Source organism: Variovorax sp. 770b2 (assembly GCF_900115685.1).
GTDB lineage: Bacteria > Pseudomonadota > Gammaproteobacteria > Burkholderiales > Burkholderiaceae_C > Variovorax.
In genome coordinates, this window is record NZ_FOXJ01000001.1 from 3,142,639 (window position 1) to 3,166,616 (window position 23,978).

Consider the following 23,978-nt stretch of genomic DNA (forward strand, 5'->3'; position numbering starts at 1 on the left):
GTCAGTCCGGGGCGTTCATCACGCGGTCGAACTCTTCGTCCGCGGGGACGTTGTCGGCATCGAGTTCGCTGGCATCGGTGAGATCGATGCCGGTTTCTTCCGAGAGGTCGTCGGTGATGTCGCTGTCGGTTTCCTCGAAATCGTCGGCTGGCCTGTTGTCGTCATCGTCTTCGGATGGCGAGGCGGAACGCGCGGTGGCGTCGACGTGATTCATGATCGGCTCCTCGGCAGATGAATGCTGTACGGCCCCCTATGGTGCGCCTGTTTCGGCCGTTCCGGCTCATCCGATCGGCAGCGTCGGTGTCGGAAAGTTTCCCGCCCTGCGCGCGCCTTCCCTGCGAGCCCCGCCGTCAGTCCTTGTGGACGTGGCCGGTTTCGCCGTGTCCCGCGTCGTGGCCATGGTCATGTCCATGCTCGCCGTGCGCGAGCCGGCTCACCAGCGTGACCAGCACGATGCCCGCGACCAGCCACAGCACCTGCGCGGCGGTCTGGCGGGCGGGCAGGCGTTTTTGCAGTTGTGGAATCAGGTCGGCCAGTGCCACGTAGACAAAACTGCTGCCGGCCAGCACCAGGAAGTAGGGCAGCCAGCTGTGCAACTGGTCGACCAGCCACCAGCCGGCGATGCCGCCCAGCATGGTCATGGTGCCGGCGAGCGACACCTTGACGAGCGCCGCGCGCTGGTTGGCCGAGCTCTGGCGCAGCACCACGAGGTCGCCGATGTGGTGCGGCACCTCGTGCGCGAGCACGGCGATGGCGGCCACGAGGCCCAGGCGCATGTCGGCGATGAAGGCCGAGGCGATCAGGATGCCGTCGCCGAAGCAGTGCACGCTGTCGCCGGTGAGCACGGCCCAGCTACCGCCGCCCTTGGGCGCGTGGCCGTGTGCATGGCCGTGATGGTCGTGGTCGTGACCATGGTCATGGCCCTTGTGCGCATCCGGCCCTTCGTGGGTGTTGCCATGGTGATGCTCGTGCCCGTGGTGCCAGAGCTCCGCCTTGTCGAGCAGGAAGAAGAACACGAGGCCGAACAGCAGCACCGCGAACAGCAGCGCCGGCTCGATGCGGCTTTCGAAGGCCTCGGGCAAGAGGTGCATGAAGGCGGTGGCCAGCAGCGCGCCCGCCGCCAGGCTCAAGAGGTGCTGCGGGTTCACCCCGCCGGAGCCGCTGCGTACGCCCACGCGCAGCAGCAACGCTGCCAGCCAGACGCTTCCGATGCCGGCGACCAGGGTCGCCGCGATGATGACTATCAAATTCATAGCTGCTTGCGCAAGAAGAGTGGTCGCGAGGACCGCATGCCGTTCATAAAAAGGAAAAGGCCGTCACACAGGACGGCCTTCGGCGGGGAGTGGCTACCAGGCGCCGTCGTCAGGCGACGCCATTGGCTTTGAACCAGGCGGTGGCGCGCTGCCATCCGTCGTCTGCTGCGCTCTTGACGTAGCTGGGGCGATAGTCGGCATGGAACGCGTGGCCTGCTTCGGGATACACGACGAAGCTCGAAGCCTTGGCCGCTGCAGTTCCAGTGGCCAGAGCAGCTTTCATCTTATCAACCGTGTCAAGGGGGATGCCCTGGTCTTTTCCGCCGTAGAGGCCGAGCACCGGCGCCTGCAGGCTGGCGGCGATGTCGATGGGGTGTTTCGGCTGCAGTTCGCTCGCCTGCCCGACCAGCCGGCCGTACCAGGCCACGCCGGCCTTGACCTTGCCGGTGGCGGCATAGAGCCAGACGATGCGCCCGCCCCAGCAGAAACCGGTGATGCCGGCCTTGCTGGTGTCGCCGCCGTTGGCCTTGGCATAGGCGAGCGCCCCGTCCAGGTCGGCGATGACCTGCGCATCGGGCACCTTGCCGACGATGTCGGCCTGCAGCTTCGGAATGTCGGTGTAGCCGCGCGGATCGCCCTGGCGCGCATAGAGCTCGGGCGCGATGGCCAGGTAGCCCAGCTTGGCGAAGCGGCGGCAGGTGTCGGCGATGTATTCGTGGACGCCGAAGATTTCCTGGATCACCAAAATCACCGGCAGGCCGGTCTTGCCGGCGGGCGCGGCGGCATAGGCGGGCACCTCGAAGCCGTTGACGGTGTACTTGATCGGGCCGGCCTTCAGGCCTTCGGCCGAGGTGCTGATGGCGGTCTGCGCCATCACCGGCATCACGGCGGCTGCGTAACCGACGCCGATGGCCGCCTTCAGGGCGGTGCGGCGCGTGGCGCCCTGCTCGGTGCTGTCGCCGGGGCGAAGCGAATCGAAGTCGGAACGGCTGTCGTCGAGTTGGGACATTGGAGGGGCTCCAGTTGAATCGTCGGACAAGGGGGCGCTGCGCGAAAAAACGCACGCCGCAATGTAGGCGAAATCCGCGTGCGCCTCTATGACCGGAAATTCAGTGGGGTTGCGCCTGCGCCTCTGCTCGCTACGCCCGCTACGCCCCGTATGCCCGGCGTGCCAACGCGGCCGCCAGTACCTGCGCCGGATCGACCAGGCTCAGCCCGGCCACCGCGGCCGAACCCTGCAGCCCCAACGGCACCTCGGTGCAGCCCATGATGATGGCGACGGGCCCGTGCCGCTCGGCCAGCCGCAGCGCGACCTCCGAGAAGCACTGCTGCGCGAGCGGCATGTTGCCGGCCTTCACGCCGTCGAAGATGCCCCGCATGATGGTCTGGCGCTCATCGGCCAGCGGCACGTGGCAGCCGAGCCCGGCTTCGGCCAGCGCCTCCTCGTAGAGCCGTATGCGGTAGGTGCCCTCGGTGGCCATCAGCGCCACCTCGGTCGCGCCCTCTGCGGCCAGTTGCTGCGCGGTCTCGCGCGCCATGTGCAGCAGCTCGACCTGCGGAAAACGCGCCTGCAGGTTGCCGTGCCAGGCATGCGCGGTGTTGCAGGCGATGGCCACGGCGCGGCTCCCGAGCGCGGCCAGCCGGCCCAGCGCCTGCAGCATCGGTTCGAGCGGCTGGTGCGCGCCGCTCGCATCCGAGGCCAGCGCGCCGCTGCGGTCGGGCACCGGCACCTGCGCGAGCCAGTGTTCGGGAAAGGACTGGTCGCGCACCGGCTCGCCGCGTGCGCGCATCTGCTGCGCGCAGGCCTGCACGAAGAGCCGGACGAAGTCGGCCCCCGCCGCGGGGCCCATGCCCCCGAGGATGCCGACGACCTGCGTTGCTGCGACCATGTCTTGTCTCTCTTTGCGATCCGGTCAGGTCGCTGGTTTATCGCTGAAGGCCTTGAGGTTTTCTTTCAGCTGATCGCTCATCGGCAGGTTCAGCGGCACGTTCTTCGGCGGGATCGGCTGCATGAACCACTTGGTGTAGAGCTTCTCGAACTCGCCGCTCTTCATCATGTTGGTGAAGGTGTCGTCCACCAGCTTCTTGAAGGCCGGGTCGTCCTTGGGCAGCATGCAGGCGTAGGGCTCGACCTGCAGCGACTCGCCCACCACTTCGTAGTCGGCGGGGTTCTTGGAGTTGGCGATCAGGCCGAACAGCAGGATGTCGTCCATGGCGAAGGCCACGGCGCGGTCGCTTTCCACCAGCAGGAACGCATCGGCGTGGTCCTTGCCGAGCACGATGTCCATGCCGAGGTTCTTCTCGGCGTTGTACTTGCGCATGACCAGCGCGTTGGTGGTGCCGGTGGTGCTGGCCACGGTCTTCTTGGCGAGGTCGGCGTAGTCCTTGATCTTGGAGGACTTCTTCGCGAGGAGCCGCGTGCCCGTGTAGAAGTGATTGACCGCGAAGGCCACGTCCTTGCCGCGCGCGCTGTTGTTGGTGGTGGAGCCGCACTCCAGGTCGACCGTGCCGTTAGTGATCAGCGGAATGCGGTTCTGCGAGGTGACCGCCATCAGCGAGACCTGCAGGTTGGGCTTGTTCAGCTTCTTCTTCACCGCTTCGACCACGGCGTTGGAGAGTTCCACCGAGAACCCGATCGGCTTGTTGGGGCCGTCCAGGTAGCTGAAGGGCACCGACGACTCGCGGTAGGCGAGCGTGATCTTGCCGGACTCGGCGATCTTGGCGAGCGTGTCGGCGGCTTGCGCGCCGGTGGCGGTAAAGAGCACCGCGGCAGCCATGGATGCCATCAAAACGGAGAGTTTCATTCGAGCCTTCATTCGGTTGGATTGAACAGAGAAGCGCAGTGTAAGAAGGAGTGACACATCGCGACAATTCCAAATAACCCCGGGGTCATGCCCAAAGGTTATGGGCGGGGGTTCTTTTGGCATTTCCGGGCGGCGCGGGGCACCCCTACAGTCGCAAGCAATCTCTTGTTTTATCTTCACTCCCGGAAAGTTGCCTTCATGCATGTGTGTGTGCTCGGTGCCGGCATCGTGGGCCTGGCAACTGCCTGGCAACTCGAACGCCGGGGTCATCAGGTCACGGTGATAGATCGCGCGACGCCGGGCGCCGGCGCGAGCGGCGGCAATGGCGCCCAGCTCAGCTACTCGTACGTGCAGCCGCTGGCCGACGCGTCGATCTGGCGGCAACTGCCCAAGTTGCTGCTGTCGCCGAGTTCGCCGCTCAAGCTGCGGCCCCAGCTCGATCCGCTGCAGTGGCGCTGGGGGCTCGAATTTCTGGCCGCCTGCAATGCAGAGACCTCGCGCGACACCACCTCGCAACTGCTCGCGCTGGCCGCATCGAGCCGCGTGGAGTTCGAGGCCATGCGCGCGGAGCTCTCGCCCGACTGCGATTTCTCGGCCACCGGCAAGCTGGTGCTCTACGGCAATGCGTCGTCGCTCGAAGGCGCGCGCGCGCAGCTCGAACTGCAGCGCACCATGGGCAGCCAGCAGCGCATGGTCACGCCGCAGGAGTGCGTGGTCATCGAGCCCGCGCTCGCGAGCTACCGCGGCCAGATCGCGGGTGCCGTCTACACGCCCAGCGAATGCGCGGCCGATTGCCTCAAGGTGTGCGCCGAACTCATGGGCGCATTGCGCGCGCGCGGCGTGCGCTTTCTGCTCGGCACCGACGTGCACGGGTTTGCGCACAACGGCGCACGGGTGGCCGCGGTGAATTCGAGCGAAGGCGACATCGAGGCCGATGCCTTCGTGATGGCACTGGGCTCGGCCTCGCACAAGCTCGGCCGCGCGCTGGGCGCGTACCTGCCGGTGTATCCGCTCAAGGGCTACAGCATCACGGTGGAGGTCGATCCCTCGCCCGGCGCGGCGCCCAGCGTGAACGTGACCGACAGCGCCCGCAAGGTGGTGTTCGCGCGCATCGGCTCGCGCCTGCGCGTGGCGGGCATGGCAGAGCTGGTGGGACACGACGCGAGCATTCCGGCGACGCGCATCGAGACGCTGGCCGCCGCGACGCGCGCGGTGTTCCCGCATGCGAGCCGGCTGGAAGAACTGCACCCGTGGACCGGCATGCGGCCGGCCACGCCGAAGGGGTTGCCGATCATCGGCCGGCTGGACAGCGCGCCGTCGAACATGCTGTTCAACACCGGCCACGGCGCGCTGGGCTTCACGCTGGCCTTCGGCTCGGCGCTGAAGATCGGGCAGGCGCTGCCGGCCTGAACTCGCCTTCTCAGTTGCTGGAGACCAGCTTCAGCCCGATGACGCCCGCCAGGATGAGCGCGATGCACAAGAGCCGCATCGGCGCGGCCGAGTCGCCCATCACCAGCACGCCGACGATCGCCGTGCCCGCCGCGCCGATGCCGGTCCAGACCGCATAGCCCGTGCCCATCGGCAAGGTGCGCATCGAGAGCGACAGGAGCACCACGCTGGAGAGGCCCGCACCGACCGTGAACAGCGCGGGCACCAGCCGCGTGAAGCCTTCGGACGATTTCATGGCAAACGCGAAGACGATTTCAAGAAGGCCTGCGACGCCGAGCAATGCCCAAGCCATGGCTCAGGCCTCGGCCGCAGCAGCAACCGTGGCCGCGGGCGTCGAGCGGAAGGTGACGCCGAAGCGGTTGAAGGCGTTCATCAGGCCGATCGCGTAGGTGAGGTCGGCCAGTTCCTTGTCGCCGAACTCGGCGGAGGCGGCTTCGTAGTCGGTGTCTGGCACGCCCGTTTCGGCGACCCGCGTCACGGTTTCCGCCCAGGCGAGCGCCGCGCGTTCGCGCGCACTGAACACCGCGCCCGCGTCGTGCCACACGGGCACCAGCACGAGCTTGTCGACCGCGAGGCCGGACTTGAGCAGGTCGCGCGAATGCATGTCGATGCAGTAGGCGCAGCCGTTGATCTGCGACACCCGCAGGTAGACGAGATCGACCAGTTGCTTGGGCAGGCCGCTTTTCTGGACGGCGACGTATACCCCGCCGAAGGCTTTGTAGACGTCGGGCGAAATCTTGGCGTAGTCGATGCGATTGCTCATGGGGAGTCCTTGCGTGTGCTGGTTGAGAAGGACTCTATCGTCGGATATCTTGGTCCAGTCCAGAAGAGCCATGAACGGCATTCGGTTCTAGGCCATGATCTTGCGGATCACATCAAGGCCAGGATGCGCTTGCCCAGCTTCTCGGCCGTGGCCCGGGAGTCGATGTTCGTGAAGTTGACGAGCAAGGCAGAGGGGCCTTTTCCGATCTGCTGCCATTCCGACAGCGCCTCGGCGAAGAGGCCGTCCTCCCGCATGCGCAGCATGAGCTTGCGGTCCGACTGGCGGCCTGTCAGCCGCAAGATGAGGTGCATGCCGCCGGGCAGTGCGTCGATGCGCACGCGTTGGCCCAGCACGCTTGCCAGGCCCGCGCTCGTCGCCTCGCGTCGCTCGGCGTAGAGCTTGCGCATCCGCTGGATGTGGCGCGCGAAGTGCCCCTCCTTGATGAAGGCCGTGACGATGGACTGCGTGAGCTCGGGGCTGCCGCCGGCAAAGGTCTGGACGATCTGCTCGAAGCGCTCGACCTGCGGCTGCGGCACCACGAGATAGGCCAGCCGGAGACTCGGAAAAAGCACCTTGCTGAAAGTGCCCGCATAGAGCACGCGCCCGTCGCGGTCCAGGCTCTTGAGCGCGGGCAGCGGGCGGCTCACGTAGCGGTACTCGCCATCGTAGTCGTCCTCCACGATCCACGCGTTGTTCCGCCCCGCCCAGTCCAGCAGCGCCAGGCGCCGCTGCAGCGACAGGGACACGCCCAGCGGGCTCTGGTGCGCCGGCGTGACCACGGCCATGCGCGCACGCGGCGCCGACCGGATGCCCTCGGCAATGACCATGCCGTCCGCGTCCACCGGCACCGGAACGGTCGCGATGTGCATCTGCGCGAGCAGCTCGCGCGTGGGCGGATAGCCCGGGTCTTCAAGCCACACCCGGTCTCCCGCCTTGAGCAGCGCAAGGGCGACGAGCTCGATGCTGTGACGGTATCCCGAGGTCACGAACACCTGCGATGCCGTGCAGTGGATGCCACGCGACATCTGCAGGTACGCGGCGATTTCCGCGCGCAGCATCGGCTGCCCGAAGACGGAGGGGTGCGTCATGTCGGACGGCTGCATGGCGCGCGCGCACCGCGCCCCGAGGCGGGCCCAGATCTTTCGGGGAAATTCGTCCAGCGCAGGCAAGCCCATCTGGAACGGAAGGATCGAATACGGACGAAAGCCGATCGAGGAAGTCCCGGTGTCGATCACGGGCGGCGGGGTGGCCACGGGCGTGCGCGGCTTCAGGCCCGGCGTGACGATGGTGCCGGCCTGGCCGCGGGCCTGGATGTACCCCTCGGCCGCCAGCAGCGAATACGCGGTCTCGATGGTGCCTCGTGCCAGGCCCAGTTCTTTCGTCAGCGCACGCGCCGAAGGAATCCGGTCGCCCGGCTTGAGCAGCCCGCTGGCGATGGCGCTGCGAAAGCGCTCGTAGATCTGGCGGTAGAAAGGCTCGGCCGCGCTGGGGTCCAGGGGCGGGATGTTGCTGGTCTTGCCGGCGGTCATGGCGGTGCCTTTTCGATCGGCCCGCCCGGGATGGGCGCGCCGCGGTGAGGCAAATTATGGATCAGCCTCAATCTTCATTCATGGATCTATGACATAGGCCATGCGCTTCCTAGACTGCCTCCTTTCACAAGAACCTGAAGTAGTCACCATGAAGATCCTGCATGTCGTCTGCAGCCCCCGCGGGGAAGCCTCCGAGAGCTACAGGCTCTCCCGAAAAATCGTCGCGCGCCTGATGGGCCGCGAGCCGGCCGCAACGGTGATGGACCGGGTGATCGGTGGCAATGCCCTCTCCCACATCGACGCGAACTATGCGCTCGGCCAGCATTCGGCCACGCCCGGGATCACGCAAGACGGGGCCGTGGCCCGGTCCGATGAACTGATCCGGGAGCTGGAAGATTCGGATGCCGTGGTCATCGGAACGCCGATGCACAACCTCGGCGTGCCCTCGGCGCTGAAGGCGTGGATCGATCATGTCGTCCGGGCGCGCCGCACGTTCGACACGGGCCCGGGCGGCAAGGTGGGCCTGCTGCGCGACCGGCCGGTGTTCATCGCCGTGGCGTCGGGTGGCAGTTTTTCCGGGGAGTACGCGCGGCAGCCGGATTTCCTCACGCCGTACCTGACCGTCATCCTGGCCCAGATCGGGTTGAAGGACCTGCATTTCTTCTCCGTCCAGGGAACGGGCCTGGGGCCGGAGATTCTCGAGAAGTCCAGGATGCACGCCGACGAGGCTCTCCAGGCGTATTTTTTGCCGCGCGGCTAAAGCGTTTCCTGAATCGCCTGCTGCATGCAGCGCGTGATGCCGCGCACCGCCACCGAGTCCGGCCGGCCGGTGAAACGCAGCGCGCGCACCGGCACCGGGATGTGCGGCTCGAGCGTGAGCACGTCGACCTTCTCGCGATCGGCCGAACGCGCCGTGCAGCCATCGACCAGCGCCACGCCCAGGCCGTGGTGCGCCATGGCGAGCGCCGCGTGGTAGGTCTGCACCGTCACCACCGCCTGCTGGAAACCCACGCCGGCCTGCCGGCAGGCTTGGCTCAGGCTCGTGCCGACGGGGTCGCGGCTGTCGAGGCCGATCACCGGACGGTCGACCAGGTCGTGCAGCGCCACCGAGCCGTTGCGCACCAGCGCGCGCGGCAGCATGCCCTTGGGCGCGATGCACACCATGCGGCTGTCGGCCAGCGTCTCCTGCGTGAGCGAGGGATGCACCGCGGGGCTGAAGACGAAGCCCACGTCGGCCTCCTGCAGCAGCAGCGCCGACATGATCTGCGGCGAATGCAGCGACTCGACCGTGATCGCATAGCCCGGGTGCTTTTCGCGGAAGGCCTTGAGCGCGCGCGGCAAGATCTCGTAGCTCAGCGCGAGCACGCTCAGGATGCGCAGCTCGCCCGTGTCGCTGCCGGCCTTGAGGTTGGCCGCCAGCCGCTGCACTTCGTCCAGTTGCGCGAAGAGGCGCTCGATGTGCGGGTACAGCGTGAGCGCCTCGGTGGTCGGCGAGAGCCGGCCCTTGGCGCGCTGGAAGAGCGGAAAGCCCAGCTGCAGCTCGGCATGCTGCAAGGTGCGGCTCACCGCCGGCTGCGTGATGTTGATGAGCCGCGCCGCCGCGCTCACGCTGCCGGTCAGCATGATCGCGTTGAAGACCTCGATGTGGCGCAGCCGCATGAACGGGTGGTGGGGATCAGTTGCCGCCGGTCTTGCCGCGCGAGATGTCCATCACCATGCGCGTGGCGAGATACAGGCGTGGCTCGATCGAATCGAGCAGCACGTATTCGGCATCGGCCGAGTGCGCACCGAAGCCCTGCAGGCCGAAGCGCTCGACCACGGGCGCCTTGGTCTTGAGCGAGGCGAAGGCGGCATCCGTGCCGCCGCCGGCGGCCTTGTCGTCGGCGCCCAGCGGGCGGCCGAGCTCGTCCTTGTAGATGGCCTGCGCATGCTTGGCGAACGCGACCGAGGCGGCGGTGGCTTCGAGCGGCGGACGGCGGCGCTCGAACTTCAGCTCGACCTTGGCCTCGGGAATCAGCTGCTTCTTCACGCGCTCGTTGACCTGCTGCTCGATGCGGTCGTAGTCGGCGACCCTGAGCACGCGCACGTCGGCGCTCGCGGTGGCCGACGCCGGGATCACGTTGCGGTTGGTGCCCGACTTCGAGATGGTCCAGTTCATCTTGAGGCCGGTGGCGGGGTCCGAGAGATCGCGCATCTGCAGGATCTGGTGCGAGAGTTCGTACAGCGCATTCACGCCCAACTCGGGCGCGGAGCCCGCATGCGACGCCTTGCCCGCGACATGCAGGGTGACGGAAGCGATGCCCGCGGTCGCGAGCGAAAGCTTGTCGTCCTTGATGGAGGAGCCTTCGAACGACATGACCGCGTCGTGCTCGCCGCCCAGCCGCGTGATGAGCGCGCGTGCGCCCGGCGAGCTGATTTCCTCGTCGCCGTTGATCAGCACGGTGAGCGTGCCGTACTCCTTGAACTTCAGCGCCTGCAGCATCGCCACCGTGTGGGTGATGACCGCCACGCCCTGCTTGTCGTCGGCGATGCCCAGGCCGTAGGCCTTGTCGCCCTCGATGCGGAACTGCTGCCGGTTGAGCATGCCCACGGTGTAGACCGTGTCCATGTGCGCGATGAGCATGATCTTCTTCGTGCCCGTGCCCTTGAAGGTGGCGCGCACGACGCGGCCGATCTTCTCGGGCGTGTCGTCCATGCGGTACGCCTCGGCGCTCGGATCGATCAGCTCGACCTCGCCGCCCAGCGCCTTGAACTTCGCGGCGATGAGGTCGGAGATTTTCTCCAGGCCTTCCAGGTCGCGGCTGCCCGACTCGATGGAGACCAGCTCCTTGAGCGTGTCGAGCAGCGCGGGCTTTTCTTTCGCGGCGAGCGAGGCGATGCGGGCATCGGGCGCGGCGAAGGCGGTGCCCAGGAAGGCGGCGCAGACGGCGGCGAGCAGGAATTTGCGAGGCTGGATTTTCATGGATGCGGTTCTTCTTTCGTCTTGTCTCGTCAGTGGGCTTTGTCCCAGTTGGGACCGATGCCGATCTCGGCGAGCAGCGGCACCTTCAGCGCCGCCACGCCGGCCATCAGGCGCGGGATTTCGGTGCGCACCCATTCGACCTCGGCCTCGGGCACTTCGAACACCAGTTCGTCGTGCACCTGCATGATCATCTTGGTGGCGCGCTTCTCTTCGTCAAGCACGTTCTGTACCTTCACCATGCTCAGCTTGATGAGGTCGGCCGCGGTGCCCTGCATCGGCGCGTTGATGGCCGCGCGCTCGGCGCCGCCGCGGCGCGGGCCGTTGGGCGAGTTGATCTCGGGCAGGTACAGGCGCCGGCCGAACACGGTCTCCACATAGCCCTGCTCCTTGGCAAGCGCCTTGGTCTCGTCCATGTACGCCTTCACGCCCGGGTAGCGCGCGAAATAGCGCTCGATGTACGACGCCGCGGCCTTGGTCTCGATGCCCAGGTTGCGCGCGAGGCCGAAGCTGCTCATGCCGTAGATGAGGCCGAAGTTGATGACCTTCGCATAGCGGCGCTGCTCGCTCGATACCTGGTCGGGCGTGGAGCCGAACACTTCGGCCGCCGTTGCGCGGTGCACGTCGATGCCTTCGGTGAAGGCGCGCAGGAGCGACTCGTCGCCGCTGATGTGGGCCATGATGCGCAGCTCGATCTGCGAGTAGTCGGCGCTGGCGATCACGCTGCCCGCCGGTGCCACGAAAGCCTCGCGCACGCGGCGCCCTTCGGGGGTGCGGATCGGGATGTTCTGCAGGTTCGGGTCGTTGCTGCTCAGGCGCCCCGTGACGGCCACGGCCTGCGCATAGTGCGTGTGGACGCGGCCGGTGCGCGGGTTGGCCAGCTGGCCGAGCTTGTCGGTGTAGGTGCCCTTGAGCTTGGAGAGGCCGCGGTGTTCGAGGATCTTGGCGGGGAGTGGATAGTCTTCCGCCAGTTTCTCCAGCACCTCTTCGTCGGTGCTGGGCGCGCCACTCGGCGTTTTCTTGACCACCGGCAGCCCCAGCTTGGTGAAGAAGATTTCGCCGATCTGCTTGGGCGAGCCGAGATTGAAGGGCTGGCCCGCGATCTCGTAGGCCTCCTGCTCCAGCGCCATGATGCGCGTGCCCAGTTCGTGGCTCTGCGCGGCGAGCGTGGGGCTGTCGATCAGCACGCCGTTGCGCTCCACGCGGTACAGCGCCTCGCTCGAATCCATCTCGAGCTGGTAGACGTAGAGCAGCTTCTCGTTGGCCTCGAGCTGCGGCCACAGCGTGCGGTGCACGTCCAGGGTCTGGTCGCTGTCCTCGCACGAGTATTCGGCCGCCTTGGCGATGTCGACCTGGCTGAAGGAGATCTGGTGCGCGCCCTTGCCGCAGAGGTCTTCGTAGGAGATGCCGCTGCGCCCCAGGTGGCGCTCGGCCAGGCTCGCGAGGCCGTGCGGCTTGTGCACTTCGAGCACATAGCTCTGCAGCATGGTGTCGTGCGCGTAGCCCTCCACCTCGATGCCGTGGTTGGCGAACACGTGGCGGTCGTACTTGATGTGCTGGCCGAGCTTTTTCTTCTCGGCGTTCTCGAGCCAGGGCTTGAGCTTCGCGAGCACCTCGTCGATGGGCAGTTGCGCCGGTGCATCGGGGTAGTTGTGCGCGAGCGGAATGTAGGCCGCCTCGCCGGGCTCGACGCTGAAGCTCACGCCGACAATCTGCGCGACCATTTCATCGAGCGAGGTGGTCTCGGTGTCGACCGCCGCGAGCTCTGCGGCTTCGAGCCTGGCGAGCCAGGTGTCGAACTGCTCCCAGGTGGTGATCGTGTCGTACTTGAGGTTGCTCGCGGGCGCGGCGGCATCGAGCGCGCTCAGGTCGGCGGGCTCATCGAACAGGCCGCCCTGGTCGGTGTCGGCCTTGGCGGCCTTCTTCTTGATGTTCTCTTCGATCAGCTCGGGCGGAACCGCCTGCGCTTCGAGCGACTTGACGAGGCTCTTGAAACCGAACTTCTCGTAGAAGGGCTTGAGTTCCTCGGTCTGCGGCGCGCCGACCGGCAGGCCTTCGAGCGACGGCAGGCCGGTGACGTGGCCTTCGAGGTCGCAGTCGGTGCGGATGGTGACCAGGCGCCGGCTCAGCGGCAGCTTGTCGAGCGCCTTGCGCAGGTTCTCGCCGGCGGCGCCCTTCACTTCGGCGGCTCGTTCGACCAGCGCGTCGAGCGAGCCGTATTCGAGCAGCCATTTGGCGGCCGTCTTGGGGCCGACCTTCTCGACGCCGGGCACATTGTCGACCGTATCGCCCACCAGCGTCTGGTAGTCGACCATGAGGTTCGGCGGCACGCCGAACTCGGCCGTCACGCCGGCCACGTCGCGCTTCTTGCCGTTCATCGTGTCGATGATGGTGATGTGTTCGTCGACCAGCTGGCTCAGGTCCTTGTCGCCGCTGGAGACGATCACCTCGACGCCCTGCGCCGCCGCAATCTTGGCGAGCGTGCCGATCACGTCGTCGGCTTCCACGTCGGGCACGCTGAGCACCGGCCAGCCCAGGAGCTTCACCACTTCGTGGATGGGGTCGATCTGGCTGCGCAGGTCGTCGGGCATCGGCGAACGGTTGGCCTTGTATTCGGGGTACCAGTCGTCGCGAAAGGTCTTGCCGGGCGCATCGAAGATGCAGGCCGCGTAGTCGGCGCGCACCTCGCGGCGCAGCGCCGTCATCATGTTGATCATTCCCCGGATGGCGCCGGTGGCGGGGCTCTTCGAATCGCCGGGCACGGCGCGCAGGTCGGGCATGGCGTGGAAGGCCCGGTACAGGTAGCTCGAGCCATCGACGAGCAGCAGCGTTTTCTTGTCGGTCATCGGGCCATTTTGCCGTGCCCGGACCGGCGCCTGGAACCACGACGCCATGCGCTGCGCGCCGACACCCCTCGCGCGGGGGCGCGCCTACAATCAAGGCATGCCTAGCTCCACACTCCTGATCGCCCGCCGCATCCTGCTGGCGCTGGCCTTTGCAGCCCCCTTCGCCGCCGTGCACGCGCAAACCGCGCCCGCTGCCACCCCGGCCCCGGCGGAGCCGCTACAAAATCAGGAGCAGGCCGACGGCCGGCGCAACCAGAAGGTCGAGCACATCCACACGGAAGACAGCGGCGCCTCGGTCGACGAAGTCCGCTACGGCGGCCGCACGCAGAGCATCAACGTCAAGCCCAAGTCGAACATGCCGGGCTACGAAGTGCTGCCCAACGACGCCGGCACCGCCCGCGGGAACGAAACGAACTCCTCCGGCACCGGCGCCCGCGTCTGGAACGTGATGAAGTTCTGACCCGTGCCTTCGCCGCTCCTGTTCACCGCATTTCCGGCTCTTCGCTGAGCACCCCCATGGCAGTTTTTACCGAAGTCGAATTCGGCGAGGCAGACGCGCTCGTCCAGCGCCTGGGCATGGGCGCGCTGCGCGACCTGCGCGGCATCGAGGGCGGCATCGAGAACACCAACTACTTCGCGACCACCGAGTCCGGCGAGTTCGTGCTCACGCTGTTCGAGCGCCTGAGTGCCGAGCAACTGCCTTACTACCTTTGTCTCATGAAGCACCTGGCCGGCCGCGGCCTGCCGGTGCCGGAGCCCGTGGCCGACCCTGCGGTGCAGGCGCCCAAGGGCCACGCGCTGACGGTTCCCGCCAATGCGCCCTGCGAGCTGCTGCACATCGTGGCGGGCAAGCCGGCGGCGCTGGTGCAGCGCCTGTCGGGCCACAGCGAACTCGCCCCGACCCAGGCCCACTGCGCCGAACTGGGCGCGATGCTGGCGCGCATGCACATCGCCGCGCGCGACTTCCCGCGCATCCAGCCGAACCTGCGCGGCCTCCCATGGTGGAACGAGACCGTTCCGGTGGTGCTGCCCTACATCGACGAGCCGCAGGCCGCGCTCCTGCGCGCCGAGCTCGCCTACCAGAACCACATCGCCGAATCGTCGGCCTACGCGGCGCTGCCGCGCGGGCCGGTGCACGCCGACATGTTCCGCGACAACGTGATGTTCGCGACCGGCGGCGAGCCCGGCTCGGCGCCGCTTCTCACTGGCGTGTTCGACTTCTACTTCGCCGGCACCGACACCTGGCTCTTCGACCTCTCGGTGTGCCTGAACGACTGGGCGATCGACCTGGCCACCGGCGTACACGACGCCGGGCGCGCCGACGCCCTGCTCTCGGCCTACGAGACCGTGCGCCCGCTGAACGCCTCCGAGCGCGCCCTGCTGCCCGCGATGCTGCGCGCCGCGGCGCTGCGCTTCTGGATCTCGCGCCTGTGGGACTTCCACCTGCCGCGCGAGGCCAGCATGCTCAAGCCCCACGACCCCACGCACTTCGAGCGCGTGCTGCGCCAACGCGCCACCCACCCGCATGCCATGGCGCAGGCCCTCGAGCCGCTCATGGCCGCATGATCCCGATCCGGAACCCATGAAACTCAACCTCGTGCCGGCGCGAACCGGCGCCGAATGGGTCCGCTCCGGGCTCAAGACCTTCTGGCGGCAGCCGCTCGCCTTCATCTCGCTGTTCTTCCTGCTGATGGCGGTGATCTCGACGGTGTCGGTGCTTCCGCTCATCGGCAGCATCGTCGCGCCGGTGTTCCTGCCCTTCATGACGCTGGGCCTGATGGTGGCGACCTCGGTGGCCTACGACGACAACGCCGACGGCCTCGGCCATGCTGGCGATGCGCAGCGGCCCACGGGCTCCGCGATGTTCGTGGCGGTGTTCGGCGCCATGCGCGCCGAGTGGCGCTCGCTGGTGGTGCTGGGCGTGATCTCGGCGATTTACTTCGTGTTCGCGGTGATGGTCACCGCGCTGGTCGATGGCGGGCAGCTCATGCGTGCCTACCTGCTGGACGACGCGATCACACCCGAGGTGATGGCCAGCAGCGATTTCCAACTGGCTCGCGTGCTCCTGATGTGCCTGAACCTGCCGCTGTCGCTGGCCATGTGGCATGCGCCGGCGCTGGTGCACTGGCATCGCGTGGAGCCGGTCAAGAGCATCTTCTTCAGCATCGTCGCGCTGTTCCGCAACTTCGGCGCCTATGCGCTGTTCGTGCTCGCGTGGTTCGGCGTGTTCCTGCTGGCCGGCATCGCCATGGGCCTGGTCGCGACCGTGCTGGTGGGCGTCGGCGCGCTGGGCGCGGGCGGCGCGGCCGTAGCGGTCGGCAACATCCTGATGATCGGCACGGCGCTGGTGCTCGCGGCCATGTCGCTGAGCTCGACCTGGTTCACCTTCCGCGACAGCTTCGATCCAAACTGACCGCGGTCGGTCCGCTCAGTCCGTTGCAGCCCTGTCTTTGCGCAGGCTCGCGAACAGCGACCACGCCATGCCTGCCAGCAACAGCAGGCCGACACCCAGGGCACCCCAGAGCCACCACTTGCGCGACGGATCGTGCGGCGCCGTCTCGGGAACGGGCGCAAGCGCCGCGGCTGCGACAGCGGCATCGACCGCAGCCACCGGCAGCGTGACCGAGGCGTCATCCGCCGCGACAGGTTTGTCCGCGGCGTAGCCCGGGATCAGCGTGGACAGCGCGAGCGGCGCACCCGGCACCGCACCTTGCACCGCACCCTTGCCGACTGCCGCGCTCCAGGCCAGCGAGAACGGCGCGCCACCCTGGGCGAGAAACACCAGCGTGCGCGGCGTGGCTCCCACCGCAATCGTCGGAGGCGTTGCACCGAGCACGCTCACCGGGCCGGAAGTGCGCAGCCGCAGGCGCGAATACACGGCGCCATCGAGTGCCAGCACCGGCGATCGCGCCTCGCCGCCAGCTTGGGCAAGGCGGTACACCACCGTGTCGAGCAGCGGCGCTTCGCCCGGGCCGCTGGGCAGCGCGGTGGTTCGACGTTGCTGGTTCCGCAATGCGTAGAGCGGATTGCGCGGCACGAACTGCGGCGACGGAGCCGAAGCCGAAGCCGAAGCCGAAGCCGAAGCCGGCGCAGCATCGACCAGCCCCGACACGCCGACCTGCGCCAGCGTGTTGATGTCGGCCAGGTCGATGCGCAGGCTCTGCACCGGCAGGCCGCGCGGCAGCAGGTAGTCGCAGTGGTCCTCCGCGCAGCGCTCCGGCTTCAGCGCGCCGGACCATTCGATCGGCGCCACCGGTTCGACCTCCTGCACGCTGTCGATCTCCACCTTGGCGAGCGGCGCGCCGCGCTGCGGATCGCTCCAGCGCAGGCGCAGGAAGCGCGTGCGCAGGTTGCCCAGGTCGACCGCCAGCCGCTCGATGGTCTGGCCGCCATGGGCCAGGCGCACCAGTTGCTCCTCGTCGCCCACCGGGCGCCATTGCCGCAGGTCCTCGCTGGCCTCCAGCCGGAAGGCGAACAGGCCGCGCGCATCGGGCGCGATCTCCAGGCGCGCCTGCAGCAGGCTGCCCTTGACCTGGCTCACGTCGATGAGCCACTGCGCCGCGTCGTTCGGCTTGGCAGCGGTCTTGCTGTCCAGCGCCAGAGAGCCATCGGGCCGCACGGTGAAAGCGAGCGCGGTGTCGCCCGATGCAGGGTTGCCGGGCAAGGCGAATATCGGCACCGCTTGCGAGGCCGTGCGTGGCGCGGCGGCTTCGTTGCGCAGCCAGGCGTAGGGCACCGCATGCCCGGCGGCGTTGCGCACCCGCAGGTCGCTCAGGTCGCCGTAGGCGGCGCGGCCGTAGATGGCGAGCGGCAGCGTGAGCCGGTGGTACGGCCCGGTGCCCTGCAGCGCGATGGGCACGGAGGTGGTTGGCTGCGCCTCTGCAGCGCCCACCGTTGCCATCAGTGCGGCCAAGACGACACGCATTGCGTGGGCGCTCATGCTGCACCTCCTTCGGCCGGGGCCTGCTTCGGCGCCGCCTCTTCCTTCTTCGGCGGCACGGGCGCGAAGTACCCCACCAACAGCAGCAGCGCGCCGACCGCAATGAACGACACGATGCGGAACAGCCCGCCGCGGTCCGCCAATTCGACGAAGAACAGCTTCAGCACCACCACGCCGAGCAGCGCAGCCCCCGCGATCCACAAGGTCCGCACCCGGCGCCCGTGGCCGAGCACCATCGCGACCACGCCGCAGATCGCCCAGGTGATCGACAGCGCCGCCTGCGTGAGCCACGAGGCATAGAGCGCGTCGAAGCGCCATTCCACGCCCGCGTAGTGATGGCAGGTGCGCAGCACCATGCCGGTCAGCAGCGCGAGGCCGGTGAAGCCGACCGCGCCCTTGGCGACCATCGGCTGCACGCGCGCGAACGAGCCCTCGGGCAACGCGCGCCACCAGAGCACCAGCGCGAACAGCACGAGCCATTGCGCGAGTTCGAGCGGATTGAGCAGCGGCACATAAGGCAGCGGCGCCGCATCGCCGGGGCTGACGGCGTTGGGGACCCACACCCATGCAAGCAGGTACACCGCCACCGGCGTCGCCGCGAACTCCAGGTAGGCGCTGCGGTACTCGCTGAGCGGCCAGCGCTGCAGCAGCACGCGCGAGCGCAGCGCCCACAGCACGAGCGCCGGCACGACGGCCCAGCCCAGCAGTTGCCAGCTCGACCATTCGGCGCCGATGCGGCCGAGCTGCCACTGGCATTCGCGCGCCGCGAGCAGCAGGAAGAGCCAGAAGCCCGCGACATGGAACGGCGTGAGCGCCGAGGCGCCGAACCAGCGCTTCTGCGCGCGCAGCAGGCGCAGGTGCCACGCGAGCGCCAGCGGCCAGGCGATCCAGCCGAGGGCGCTCGACGGCACGTAGAACGGCGTCGGCCCGCCCGCGATGCCGTAGGCGGCGATCAGGCCAAAGCCGGGCAGCGTGGCGATCGTCGCCTGGCCGAGTTGCGACCAGTCGCGCCGATGCGCCACGAGCGCGGACAGCACCGACGTGACAAGCACCACCGCCATGACGGCCGCGGGCACGTGGCTCGCGAGCGCGTGAAGGTTCAGCGCGCGGACACTTTCGTCCAGCATGCCGAAAAGCCACCAGCCCAGGCCCCAGACCACGGGCACCCACAGCACGACCGGATGGGCGCACCACGCGTTGACCCAGCGCTTGCGCGCCACGCCGGTGGGCTCGCCCGCGCGCGGCCGCGCCTCGTCGCGCAGCCAGTCGCCGGCCAGCAGCGCCGCAAGGCCCAGCACCACCGGCGTCCAGAAGCCCAGGTGCCCGAAGGCGGGGCGCAGCACGCGCATGTCGCCGCCCATCTCCGCCAGCACGATGAAGAAGATCGCCGAGACCGCATGCAGCACGCCGGCGAACGCCGCGAGCGGCAGGTGCGCCATGCGCAGCGCGACCCACAGCACGACGGTGGCGGTCAGCGGCCACAGCAGCGCGGCTTGCGTGAGGCTGATCTGGAACAGCATCGCCAGGTGCAGCAGGCCCACGCCCGCGATCACGCCCACCACATTGCCGACCGACCACACGGGTTGCACGCCGCGCGCGAGTGCCGCGCGGTGCGCCTGCAGCATCGACCAGGCGGCGTTGCCGAGCACGCTGAGCGCGATCAGGCACGCGGCCGCGGCGCCCTGCCAGCCGCTTTCGAGCGCCTGCCGGGCATCGAGGCCATCGCCCGCGCGATGCAGCGTGGCGATGAAACCCGCCACCGCCAGCGCCTGCATGCCGAAGCTCACATAGGTGAGCGGCAGCAGCGCGAAACGCACCGCCACCGCGAAGGTGGCCGATGCGAGCACCGCCGTCGCGGCCGCGGCCCAGGGCGGCGTGAACCACTGCCACACGAGCAGCGTGAGCGCGGCCATGCCGAGCCATGGCAAGGCGCTGCCGACGATGGCTTCGAGGCTGTCGCCCACGTCGAGCTTCGCGCGGCGGTGCATGGCCCACATCGCGAAGGCGCTCGCCGCCACCAGCAGCGGGCCGATCACCGAACCCTGCAGCAGCGGGTGCCCGGCGGCCCCATCGACCTGCGTGGCTTCGAGCAGCTTCCACACTGCGCCGGCAAACACGAGGAACGAGAAGGCGCGCGCATAGACGCGCCCTTGCCGCGCCCCCAGCCAGTACATGCCTGCGGCCTCGACCGCCCACGCCGCGCCGGTCCACTGCCCTTCGAGGCCGAGCGGAATGGCGAGCGTGCCGAAGATCACGCCGACGATGGCGTAGGCCTCCGCCAGCAGCGCCAGGCCCTTGGGCTGCGTGGCGAACACCAGCCGGCCCATCACGAGATAGAACGCCGCGAGCGCCATCGCCGAGAACGCGGCGCCGTATTCCCACGGGTGCATCAGCAGGTACTGCATGCCGAAGGCGACCATCGGCGTGCCGAACACCAGCGAGCTGTCGACCCGGCCGGCGCGGCGCAGCGTGTCGAGCGCGCGCGTGGCCAGCGGCTGCGCGGGCTGCACCGGCGCATCGAACAGCGTGCGGCGCGCGAAGAACAGGCCGATCGCGGTGAACAGCAGGAAGAACACGACGAGGAACGGCTGCACGATGCCGTACTGGTCGTCGGTGTAGTACTTGTGCGCCCAGCCGGCCGCGAGGGTGAAGGTGCCCACGAAGCCGATCAGGTTGAGCACGCGCCAGGCCTTGAACCAGGCGATCAGCACGATGCCCACGTCGAGCACCAGCAGGTAGGTGAAGAGGCCCACCGGCTGGTTCGAGCCGGTCGATGCCAGCACCGGCGCCGCGAAGCCTTCGAGCGCCGCGACGATGGCGAGCAAGGGCGCGTTCTGCAGCACTGCCAGTGCAGCGCTGAGCACCGCCACGCCGAACAGGAACGCGAAGCCCACGCTGGCCGGCAGCAGGCCGCTGAGCTTCATGGCCGCAAGCGTCGTTAGATAGAAGACGCCGATGCCCGCGCCCTGCAGGATCAGCGCATAGCCCGCGCGCTTGTGGCGCAGCAGCCAGCCCAGCACCAGGAGAACCGCGCCCACCAGGGCGACTGCGGCGTAGCGCAGTTCGATCGGCACCGTCACGCGCTCGGCCGTGTAGCGCAGCAGGAAGGCCAGGCCGAGGAACAGGATCAGCACACCCAGCTTCACCAGCATGTTGCCGCCGAAGATCAGGTTGGCGATCGGTGCGGGCAGGCGGTCGCGCAGCGGGACCGGGGGTGGGGGCGGCGGCGGTGGCGGACGGCGCACCAGCGGCGGCACGGCGACTGGCGCGGGTGCGGCGACGGTTTCCGGCGGGCGCGGTGCGGCGGGCTTGTCGAGGGCGGGTGCGGCGGGTGCGGGTGCGGGTGTGGCCTGCGGCTCTGCGATGGGCGTCTTGGCGACGACGGCGGGCGGCGGAACCTGCATGGTCGCGATGCGCGGCCGCGTCATCTCGGCGGCGCGTGCGGTCGCCGGTTGGCCCAACGGCAGCGAAGGCGCCTGCGCGACGGGCTTGCCGCCCATGGATGTGGCGAGATCTCCGGTCGGCGCGATGGCCGGTGCGGGTGCAGCGATCGCCTCGCCCGCGCCCTGCGCGAGCCGGCGTTCGAGCTGGCTCACGCGCTCTTCGAGCTCGGTCACCCGCTGCTGCAGCTTCAGCACGCCGCCTGCGGGCGCACCCGTTGCCGACGGTGCGCCGGCGGCTCGGCCGTCGGACAGCGCGCCTTCAGCCTCGGTGCGCTGCGGCGCGTCTTTTTTCTTCTTGCCGAACAGCTGCGAGAACGCGAACGCGCCGACGAGTGCGAGAACCAGCGCCACGGGCACCGATTCGAAGATCGCCCCGATGAACAGGCCGGCAATCATGCCTATGAACCACATCCCTGACTCCCCATGTTTTGGCGAGTCCGGAGTGTACGGCTGATCCCGGCGAAAACCGCCGTGATGCCCGTCCTGCCTATGCCGTCAGCTATAGCTTTGGTAGCAACTTCAGACCGGCGTGAGCTTGGCCACCGACAGTGCCAGCCACTTCACGCCGTGGCGCGTGAACTTGACCTGCGCACGCGCGTCGTCGCCCGAGCCTTCGAGGGCCACCACCGTGCCCTCGCCGAACTTGTTGTGGAACACCTGCATGCCCGAGCGCAAGCCGTGCGAAGGCGCTGTCTTCTGCGGTGGCACCGGCGGGCTGGCGAAGGTGTCCTTGCTGCCGCCGTAGCTGCTGCCACCGCTGTAACCGCCACTGCCGCCGCGCGTGCTGGCGTAGCCGCCGCCGTAGCCGAAGGCCGATGGCGTGAAGCCCTGGTTCTTCGGCGTGAGCCACTTGAGCGCGCCTTCGGGCAGTTCGTCGAAGAAACGGCTCTTGACGTTGTAGCGGGTCTGCCCATGCAGCATCCGCGTCTGCGAATGGCTCAGGTACAGGCGCTTGCGGGCGCGGGTGATCGCCACGTACATCAGGCGGCGCTCTTCCTCCAGGCTCTCGAAGTCGCTCATCGAGTTCTCGTGCGGAAAGAGCCCCTCCTCCATGCCGGTGATGAACACGCAGTCGAACTCCAGGCCCTTGGCGGCGTGCACCGTCATGAGCTGCACCGCGTCCTGGCCGGCCTGCGCCTGGTTGTCGCCCGATTCGAGCGCGGCGTGCGTGAGGAACGCGGCCAGCGGGCTCAGCGTTTCGCCAGTCTCGGCATCGGGCGCGAGCGGCTCGTCGAGCACCGGGCGACTCGGATCGATGCCCTGGCTCGCGGGCGACTGGCGCAGCTCGTCGACAGGCAGCGCCACCGCGTCGCGGCCGAAGCCCTCCTGCGTGACGAAGCTCTCGGCCGCGTTCACGAGTTCTTCCAGATTCTCCAGCCGGTCGGCGCCTTCGCGGTCGGTCTTGTAGTGCTCGACAAGGCCGCTGTGGTCGAGCACCAGCTCGATGATCTCGCGCAGGCTCACGCCCTGGGTTTGCTCCCGCAGCACGTCGATCTTGGCGACGAAGCCGGTGAGGTTCGCGCCCGCCTTGCCGCCGACGACGCTGACCGCATCGTGCAGCGAGCGCCCGGCCGCGCGCGCCGCGTCCTGCAGGGTTTCGAGCGTGCGCGCGCCGATGCCGCGCGGCGGGAAGTTGACGACGCGCAGGAAGCTGGTGTCGTCGTCCTTGTTCTCCAGCAGGCGCAGGTAGGCCAGCGCCTGCTTGATTTCGGCGCGCTCGAAGAAGCGCAGGCCGCCGTACACACGGTACGGCACCGAGGCATTGAAGAGCGCGGTTTCGATCACCCGGCTCTGCGCATTGCTGCGGTAGAGCACGGCCATCTCCTTGCGGTCGAAGCCGTCGCGCACGAGCTGGCGCATTTCCTCGACCATCCACTGCGCTTCGGCCAGATCGGTGGGCGACTCGTACACGCGCACCGGCTCGCCGGGGCCCTGGTCGGTGCGCAGGTTCTTGCCCAGGCGCTTCTTGTTGTGGCTGATGAGCTCGTTGGCCGAGTCGAGGATGTTGCTGTAGCTGCGGTAGTTCTGCTCCAGCTTGATCTGGTGCTGCACGTCAAACTCGCGCACGAAGTCGGCCATGTTGCCCACGCGCGCGCCGCGAAAGGCGTAGATGCTCTGGTCGTCGTCGCCCACGGCGATCACGCTGTTGTTCGGGTTCGGCGTGAACTGCCCGCCGACCGTGTGGCCCGAGAGCATTTTGATCCACGCGTATTGCAGGCGGTTGGTGTCCTGGAACTCGTCGATCAGGATGTGGCGAAAGCGCCGCTGGTAGTGCTCGCGCACCGGGTCGTTGTCGCGCAGCAGTTCGTAGCTGCGCAGCATGAGCTCGCCGAAGTCGACCACGCCCTCGCGCTGGCACTGCTCTTCGTACAGCTGGTAGAGCTCGACCTTCTTCCTGTCGTCGTCGCTGCGGATCTCCACGTCCTTCGGGCGCAGGCCGTCTTCCTTGGCGCCGGCGATGAACCACTGGGTCTGCTTGGCGGGGAAGCGCTCGTCGTCCACGTTGAACTGCTTCATCAGGCGCTTGATGGCCGAGAGCTGGTCTTGCGTATCGAGGATCTGGAAGGTCGAAGGCAGGTTGGCCAGCTTCCAGTGCGCGCGCAAGAGGCGGTTGCACAGGCCGTGGAAGGGGCCGATCCACATGCCGCGCACGTTGACCGGCAGGATCGCCGTCAGCCGCGTCATCATTTCCTTGGCGGCCTTGTTGGTGAAGGTCACGGCCAGGATGCCGCCTGCGGAGACCTGGCCCGTCTGCAGCAGCCAGGCGATGCGGGTGGTGAGCACCCGCGTCTTGCCGGAGCCGGCGCCCGCCAGGATGAGCGCATTGCCCGCGGGCAGGGCGACCGCAGTGCGCTGCTCCGGGTTCAGGTTCTGCAGCAGGGGCATGTCCGAATGATTCGGGGGGTTGGCATCAGCCGCGGGATCGTTAAACAACATCCACCGATTGTAGAAACCACCGCGTATGCGGGTTATACGAAGAACTGGAAGACCC

At 68.2% G+C, this 23,978-nt stretch carries 19 protein-coding genes; 5 read left to right on the forward strand and 14 right to left on the reverse strand.

Features of this window, described 5'->3' with window-relative positions:
- Position 1: 1 nt before the first annotated feature.
- From BM133_RS14585 to BM133_RS14605, 5 genes are all read right to left on the reverse strand, one after another.
- On the reverse strand, positions 2–214 hold the full coding sequence (locus tag BM133_RS14585; RefSeq protein WP_093434638.1) for a hypothetical protein: 213 nt from the start codon (positions 212–214) through the stop codon (positions 2–4).
- Positions 215–350: 136 nt separating this feature from the next.
- Complete coding sequence (locus BM133_RS14590; protein ID WP_093434640.1) at positions 351–1,253, reverse strand: ZIP family metal transporter; 903 nt, start codon at positions 1,251–1,253, stop codon at positions 351–353.
- 109 nt (positions 1,254–1,362) lie between these two features.
- Positions 1,363–2,262 carry a dienelactone hydrolase family protein gene (locus BM133_RS14595; RefSeq protein ID WP_093434641.1) on the reverse strand — a complete coding sequence of 300 codons (900 nt, stop codon included), beginning with the start codon at positions 2,260–2,262 and terminating at the stop codon, positions 1,363–1,365.
- A 139-nt stretch (positions 2,263–2,401) separates the two neighbouring features.
- Positions 2,402–3,142, reverse strand: coding sequence for an aspartate/glutamate racemase family protein (locus BM133_RS14600; protein WP_093434643.1), 741 nt, complete (start codon positions 3,140–3,142; stop codon positions 2,402–2,404).
- A 24-nt stretch (positions 3,143–3,166) separates the two neighbouring features.
- Positions 3,167–4,057, reverse strand: coding sequence for a transporter substrate-binding domain-containing protein (locus BM133_RS14605; protein ID WP_093434644.1), 891 nt, complete (start codon positions 4,055–4,057; stop codon positions 3,167–3,169).
- A gap of 198 nt (positions 4,058–4,255) precedes the next feature.
- Between BM133_RS14605 and BM133_RS14610 the strand changes: the two genes are divergently transcribed.
- The gene (locus BM133_RS14610; protein WP_093434646.1) at positions 4,256–5,467 is read left to right on the forward strand and encodes a D-amino acid dehydrogenase; all 1,212 of its coding nucleotides are present in this window, start codon (positions 4,256–4,258) and stop codon (positions 5,465–5,467) included.
- Between the two features lie 10 nt (positions 5,468–5,477).
- On the opposite strand, the gene BM133_RS14615 is transcribed toward BM133_RS14610, so the two are convergent.
- From BM133_RS14615 to BM133_RS14625, 3 genes are all read right to left on the reverse strand, one after another.
- Positions 5,478–5,798, reverse strand: coding sequence for a DMT family transporter (locus BM133_RS14615; protein WP_093434648.1), 321 nt, complete (start codon positions 5,796–5,798; stop codon positions 5,478–5,480).
- 3 nt (positions 5,799–5,801) lie between these two features.
- The gene (locus tag BM133_RS14620) at positions 5,802–6,269 is read right to left on the reverse strand and encodes a carboxymuconolactone decarboxylase family protein (RefSeq protein ID WP_093434650.1); all 468 of its coding nucleotides are present in this window, start codon (positions 6,267–6,269) and stop codon (positions 5,802–5,804) included.
- Between the two features lie 107 nt (positions 6,270–6,376).
- Entirely contained in the window at positions 6,377–7,798 is a 1,422-nt protein-coding gene (locus BM133_RS14625; protein ID WP_093434652.1) for a MocR-like pyridoxine biosynthesis transcription factor PdxR, read from the reverse strand.
- A 148-nt stretch (positions 7,799–7,946) separates the two neighbouring features.
- Here BM133_RS14625 and BM133_RS14630 point away from each other — a divergent pair, with 148 nt between their 5' ends.
- Positions 7,947–8,558, forward strand: a complete 612-nt coding sequence (locus tag BM133_RS14630; RefSeq protein ID WP_177224802.1) for an FMN-dependent NADH-azoreductase — start codon at positions 7,947–7,949, stop codon at positions 8,556–8,558.
- Here the strand turns inward: BM133_RS14630 and BM133_RS14635 are convergent.
- The 3 genes from BM133_RS14635 to polA are packed head-to-tail and all read right to left on the reverse strand — an operon-like array spanning position 8,555 to position 13,603.
- Positions 8,555–9,457 (reverse strand): LysR family transcriptional regulator, encoded by a 903-nt coding sequence (locus BM133_RS14635; RefSeq protein ID WP_093434656.1) that lies wholly within the window; start codon positions 9,455–9,457, stop codon positions 8,555–8,557. The genes BM133_RS14630 and BM133_RS14635 overlap by 4 nt on opposite strands.
- Positions 9,458–9,473: 16 nt before the next feature.
- Positions 9,474–10,760 carry a M20/M25/M40 family metallo-hydrolase gene (locus tag BM133_RS14640; RefSeq protein WP_093434658.1) on the reverse strand — a complete coding sequence of 429 codons (1,287 nt, stop codon included), beginning with the start codon at positions 10,758–10,760 and terminating at the stop codon, positions 9,474–9,476.
- Between the two features lie 29 nt (positions 10,761–10,789).
- Positions 10,790–13,603 carry a DNA polymerase I gene (polA, locus tag BM133_RS14645; RefSeq protein WP_093434660.1) on the reverse strand — a complete coding sequence of 938 codons (2,814 nt, stop codon included), beginning with the start codon at positions 13,601–13,603 and terminating at the stop codon, positions 10,790–10,792.
- Between the two features lie 97 nt (positions 13,604–13,700).
- Here polA and BM133_RS14650 point away from each other — a divergent pair, with 97 nt between their 5' ends.
- Genes BM133_RS14650 through BM133_RS14660 form a run of 3 tightly spaced genes read left to right on the forward strand, consistent with a single transcriptional unit; the run spans position 13,701 to position 16,016 of the window.
- Positions 13,701–14,063 carry a hypothetical protein gene (locus BM133_RS14650; protein WP_093434662.1) on the forward strand — a complete coding sequence of 121 codons (363 nt, stop codon included), beginning with the start codon at positions 13,701–13,703 and terminating at the stop codon, positions 14,061–14,063.
- A 56-nt stretch (positions 14,064–14,119) separates the two neighbouring features.
- Positions 14,120–15,169 carry a homoserine kinase gene (locus BM133_RS14655; protein WP_093434663.1) on the forward strand — a complete coding sequence of 350 codons (1,050 nt, stop codon included), beginning with the start codon at positions 14,120–14,122 and terminating at the stop codon, positions 15,167–15,169.
- Positions 15,170–15,185: 16 nt separating this feature from the next.
- Positions 15,186–16,016, forward strand: a complete 831-nt coding sequence (locus BM133_RS14660; protein WP_093434665.1) for a BPSS1780 family membrane protein — start codon at positions 15,186–15,188, stop codon at positions 16,014–16,016.
- A gap of 15 nt (positions 16,017–16,031) precedes the next feature.
- Here the strand turns inward: BM133_RS14660 and BM133_RS14665 are convergent, their stop codons facing one another.
- The 3 genes from BM133_RS14665 to BM133_RS14675 form a co-directional block, all read right to left on the reverse strand.
- A complete protein-coding gene (locus BM133_RS14665; protein ID WP_093434667.1) occupies positions 16,032–17,543 on the reverse strand; it encodes a DUF3999 domain-containing protein in 1,512 nt (503 codons plus the stop codon).
- Positions 17,540–21,382 (reverse strand): DUF2339 domain-containing protein, encoded by a 3,843-nt coding sequence (locus BM133_RS14670; protein ID WP_305728062.1) that lies wholly within the window; start codon positions 21,380–21,382, stop codon positions 17,540–17,542. Before BM133_RS14670 ends, BM133_RS14665 begins: the two co-directional genes overlap by 4 nt.
- 123 nt (positions 21,383–21,505) lie before the next feature.
- Positions 21,506–23,923 (reverse strand): UvrD-helicase domain-containing protein, encoded by a 2,418-nt coding sequence (locus BM133_RS14675; protein ID WP_093434671.1) that lies wholly within the window; start codon positions 23,921–23,923, stop codon positions 21,506–21,508.
- Between the last annotated feature and the right edge of the window lie 55 nt (positions 23,924–23,978).

Bases quoted from the DNA above. Each gene is read 5' to 3' on its own strand.
- BM133_RS14650 (WP_093434662.1), top strand. From the start codon at position 13,701: ATGCCTAGCTCCACACTCCTGATCGCCCGCCGCATCCTGCTGGCGCTG.
- polA (WP_093434660.1), bottom strand. From the start codon at position 13,603: ATGACCGACAAGAAAACGCTGCTGCTCGTCGATGGCTCGAGCTACCTG.
- BM133_RS14630 (WP_177224802.1), top strand. From the start codon at position 7,947: ATGAAGATCCTGCATGTCGTCTGCAGCCCCCGCGGGGAAGCCTCCGAG.
- BM133_RS14640 (WP_093434658.1), bottom strand. From the start codon at position 10,760: ATGAAAATCCAGCCTCGCAAATTCCTGCTCGCCGCCGTCTGCGCCGCC.
- BM133_RS14605 (WP_093434644.1), bottom strand. From the start codon at position 4,057: ATGAAACTCTCCGTTTTGATGGCATCCATGGCTGCCGCGGTGCTCTTT.
- BM133_RS14675 (WP_093434671.1), bottom strand. From the start codon at position 23,923: ATGTTGTTTAACGATCCCGCGGCTGATGCCAACCCCCCGAATCATTCG.
- BM133_RS14635 (WP_093434656.1), bottom strand. From the start codon at position 9,457: ATGCGGCTGCGCCACATCGAGGTCTTCAACGCGATCATGCTGACCGGC.
- BM133_RS14610 (WP_093434646.1), top strand. From the start codon at position 4,256: ATGCATGTGTGTGTGCTCGGTGCCGGCATCGTGGGCCTGGCAACTGCC.
- BM133_RS14585 (WP_093434638.1), bottom strand. From the start codon at position 214: ATGAATCACGTCGACGCCACCGCGCGTTCCGCCTCGCCATCCGAAGAC.
- BM133_RS14620 (WP_093434650.1), bottom strand. From the start codon at position 6,269: ATGAGCAATCGCATCGACTACGCCAAGATTTCGCCCGACGTCTACAAA.
- BM133_RS14655 (WP_093434663.1), top strand. From the start codon at position 14,120: ATGGCAGTTTTTACCGAAGTCGAATTCGGCGAGGCAGACGCGCTCGTC.
- BM133_RS14615 (WP_093434648.1), bottom strand. From the start codon at position 5,798: ATGGCTTGGGCATTGCTCGGCGTCGCAGGCCTTCTTGAAATCGTCTTC.
- BM133_RS14665 (WP_093434667.1), bottom strand. From the start codon at position 17,543: ATGAGCGCCCACGCAATGCGTGTCGTCTTGGCCGCACTGATGGCAACG.
- BM133_RS14625 (WP_093434652.1), bottom strand. From the start codon at position 7,798: ATGACCGCCGGCAAGACCAGCAACATCCCGCCCCTGGACCCCAGCGCG.
- BM133_RS14600 (WP_093434643.1), bottom strand. From the start codon at position 3,142: ATGGTCGCAGCAACGCAGGTCGTCGGCATCCTCGGGGGCATGGGCCCC.
- BM133_RS14590 (WP_093434640.1), bottom strand. From the start codon at position 1,253: ATGAATTTGATAGTCATCATCGCGGCGACCCTGGTCGCCGGCATCGGA.
- BM133_RS14595 (WP_093434641.1), bottom strand. From the start codon at position 2,262: ATGTCCCAACTCGACGACAGCCGTTCCGACTTCGATTCGCTTCGCCCC.
- BM133_RS14670 (WP_305728062.1), bottom strand. From the start codon at position 21,382: ATGATTGCCGGCCTGTTCATCGGGGCGATCTTCGAATCGGTGCCCGTG.
- BM133_RS14660 (WP_093434665.1), top strand. From the start codon at position 15,186: ATGAAACTCAACCTCGTGCCGGCGCGAACCGGCGCCGAATGGGTCCGC.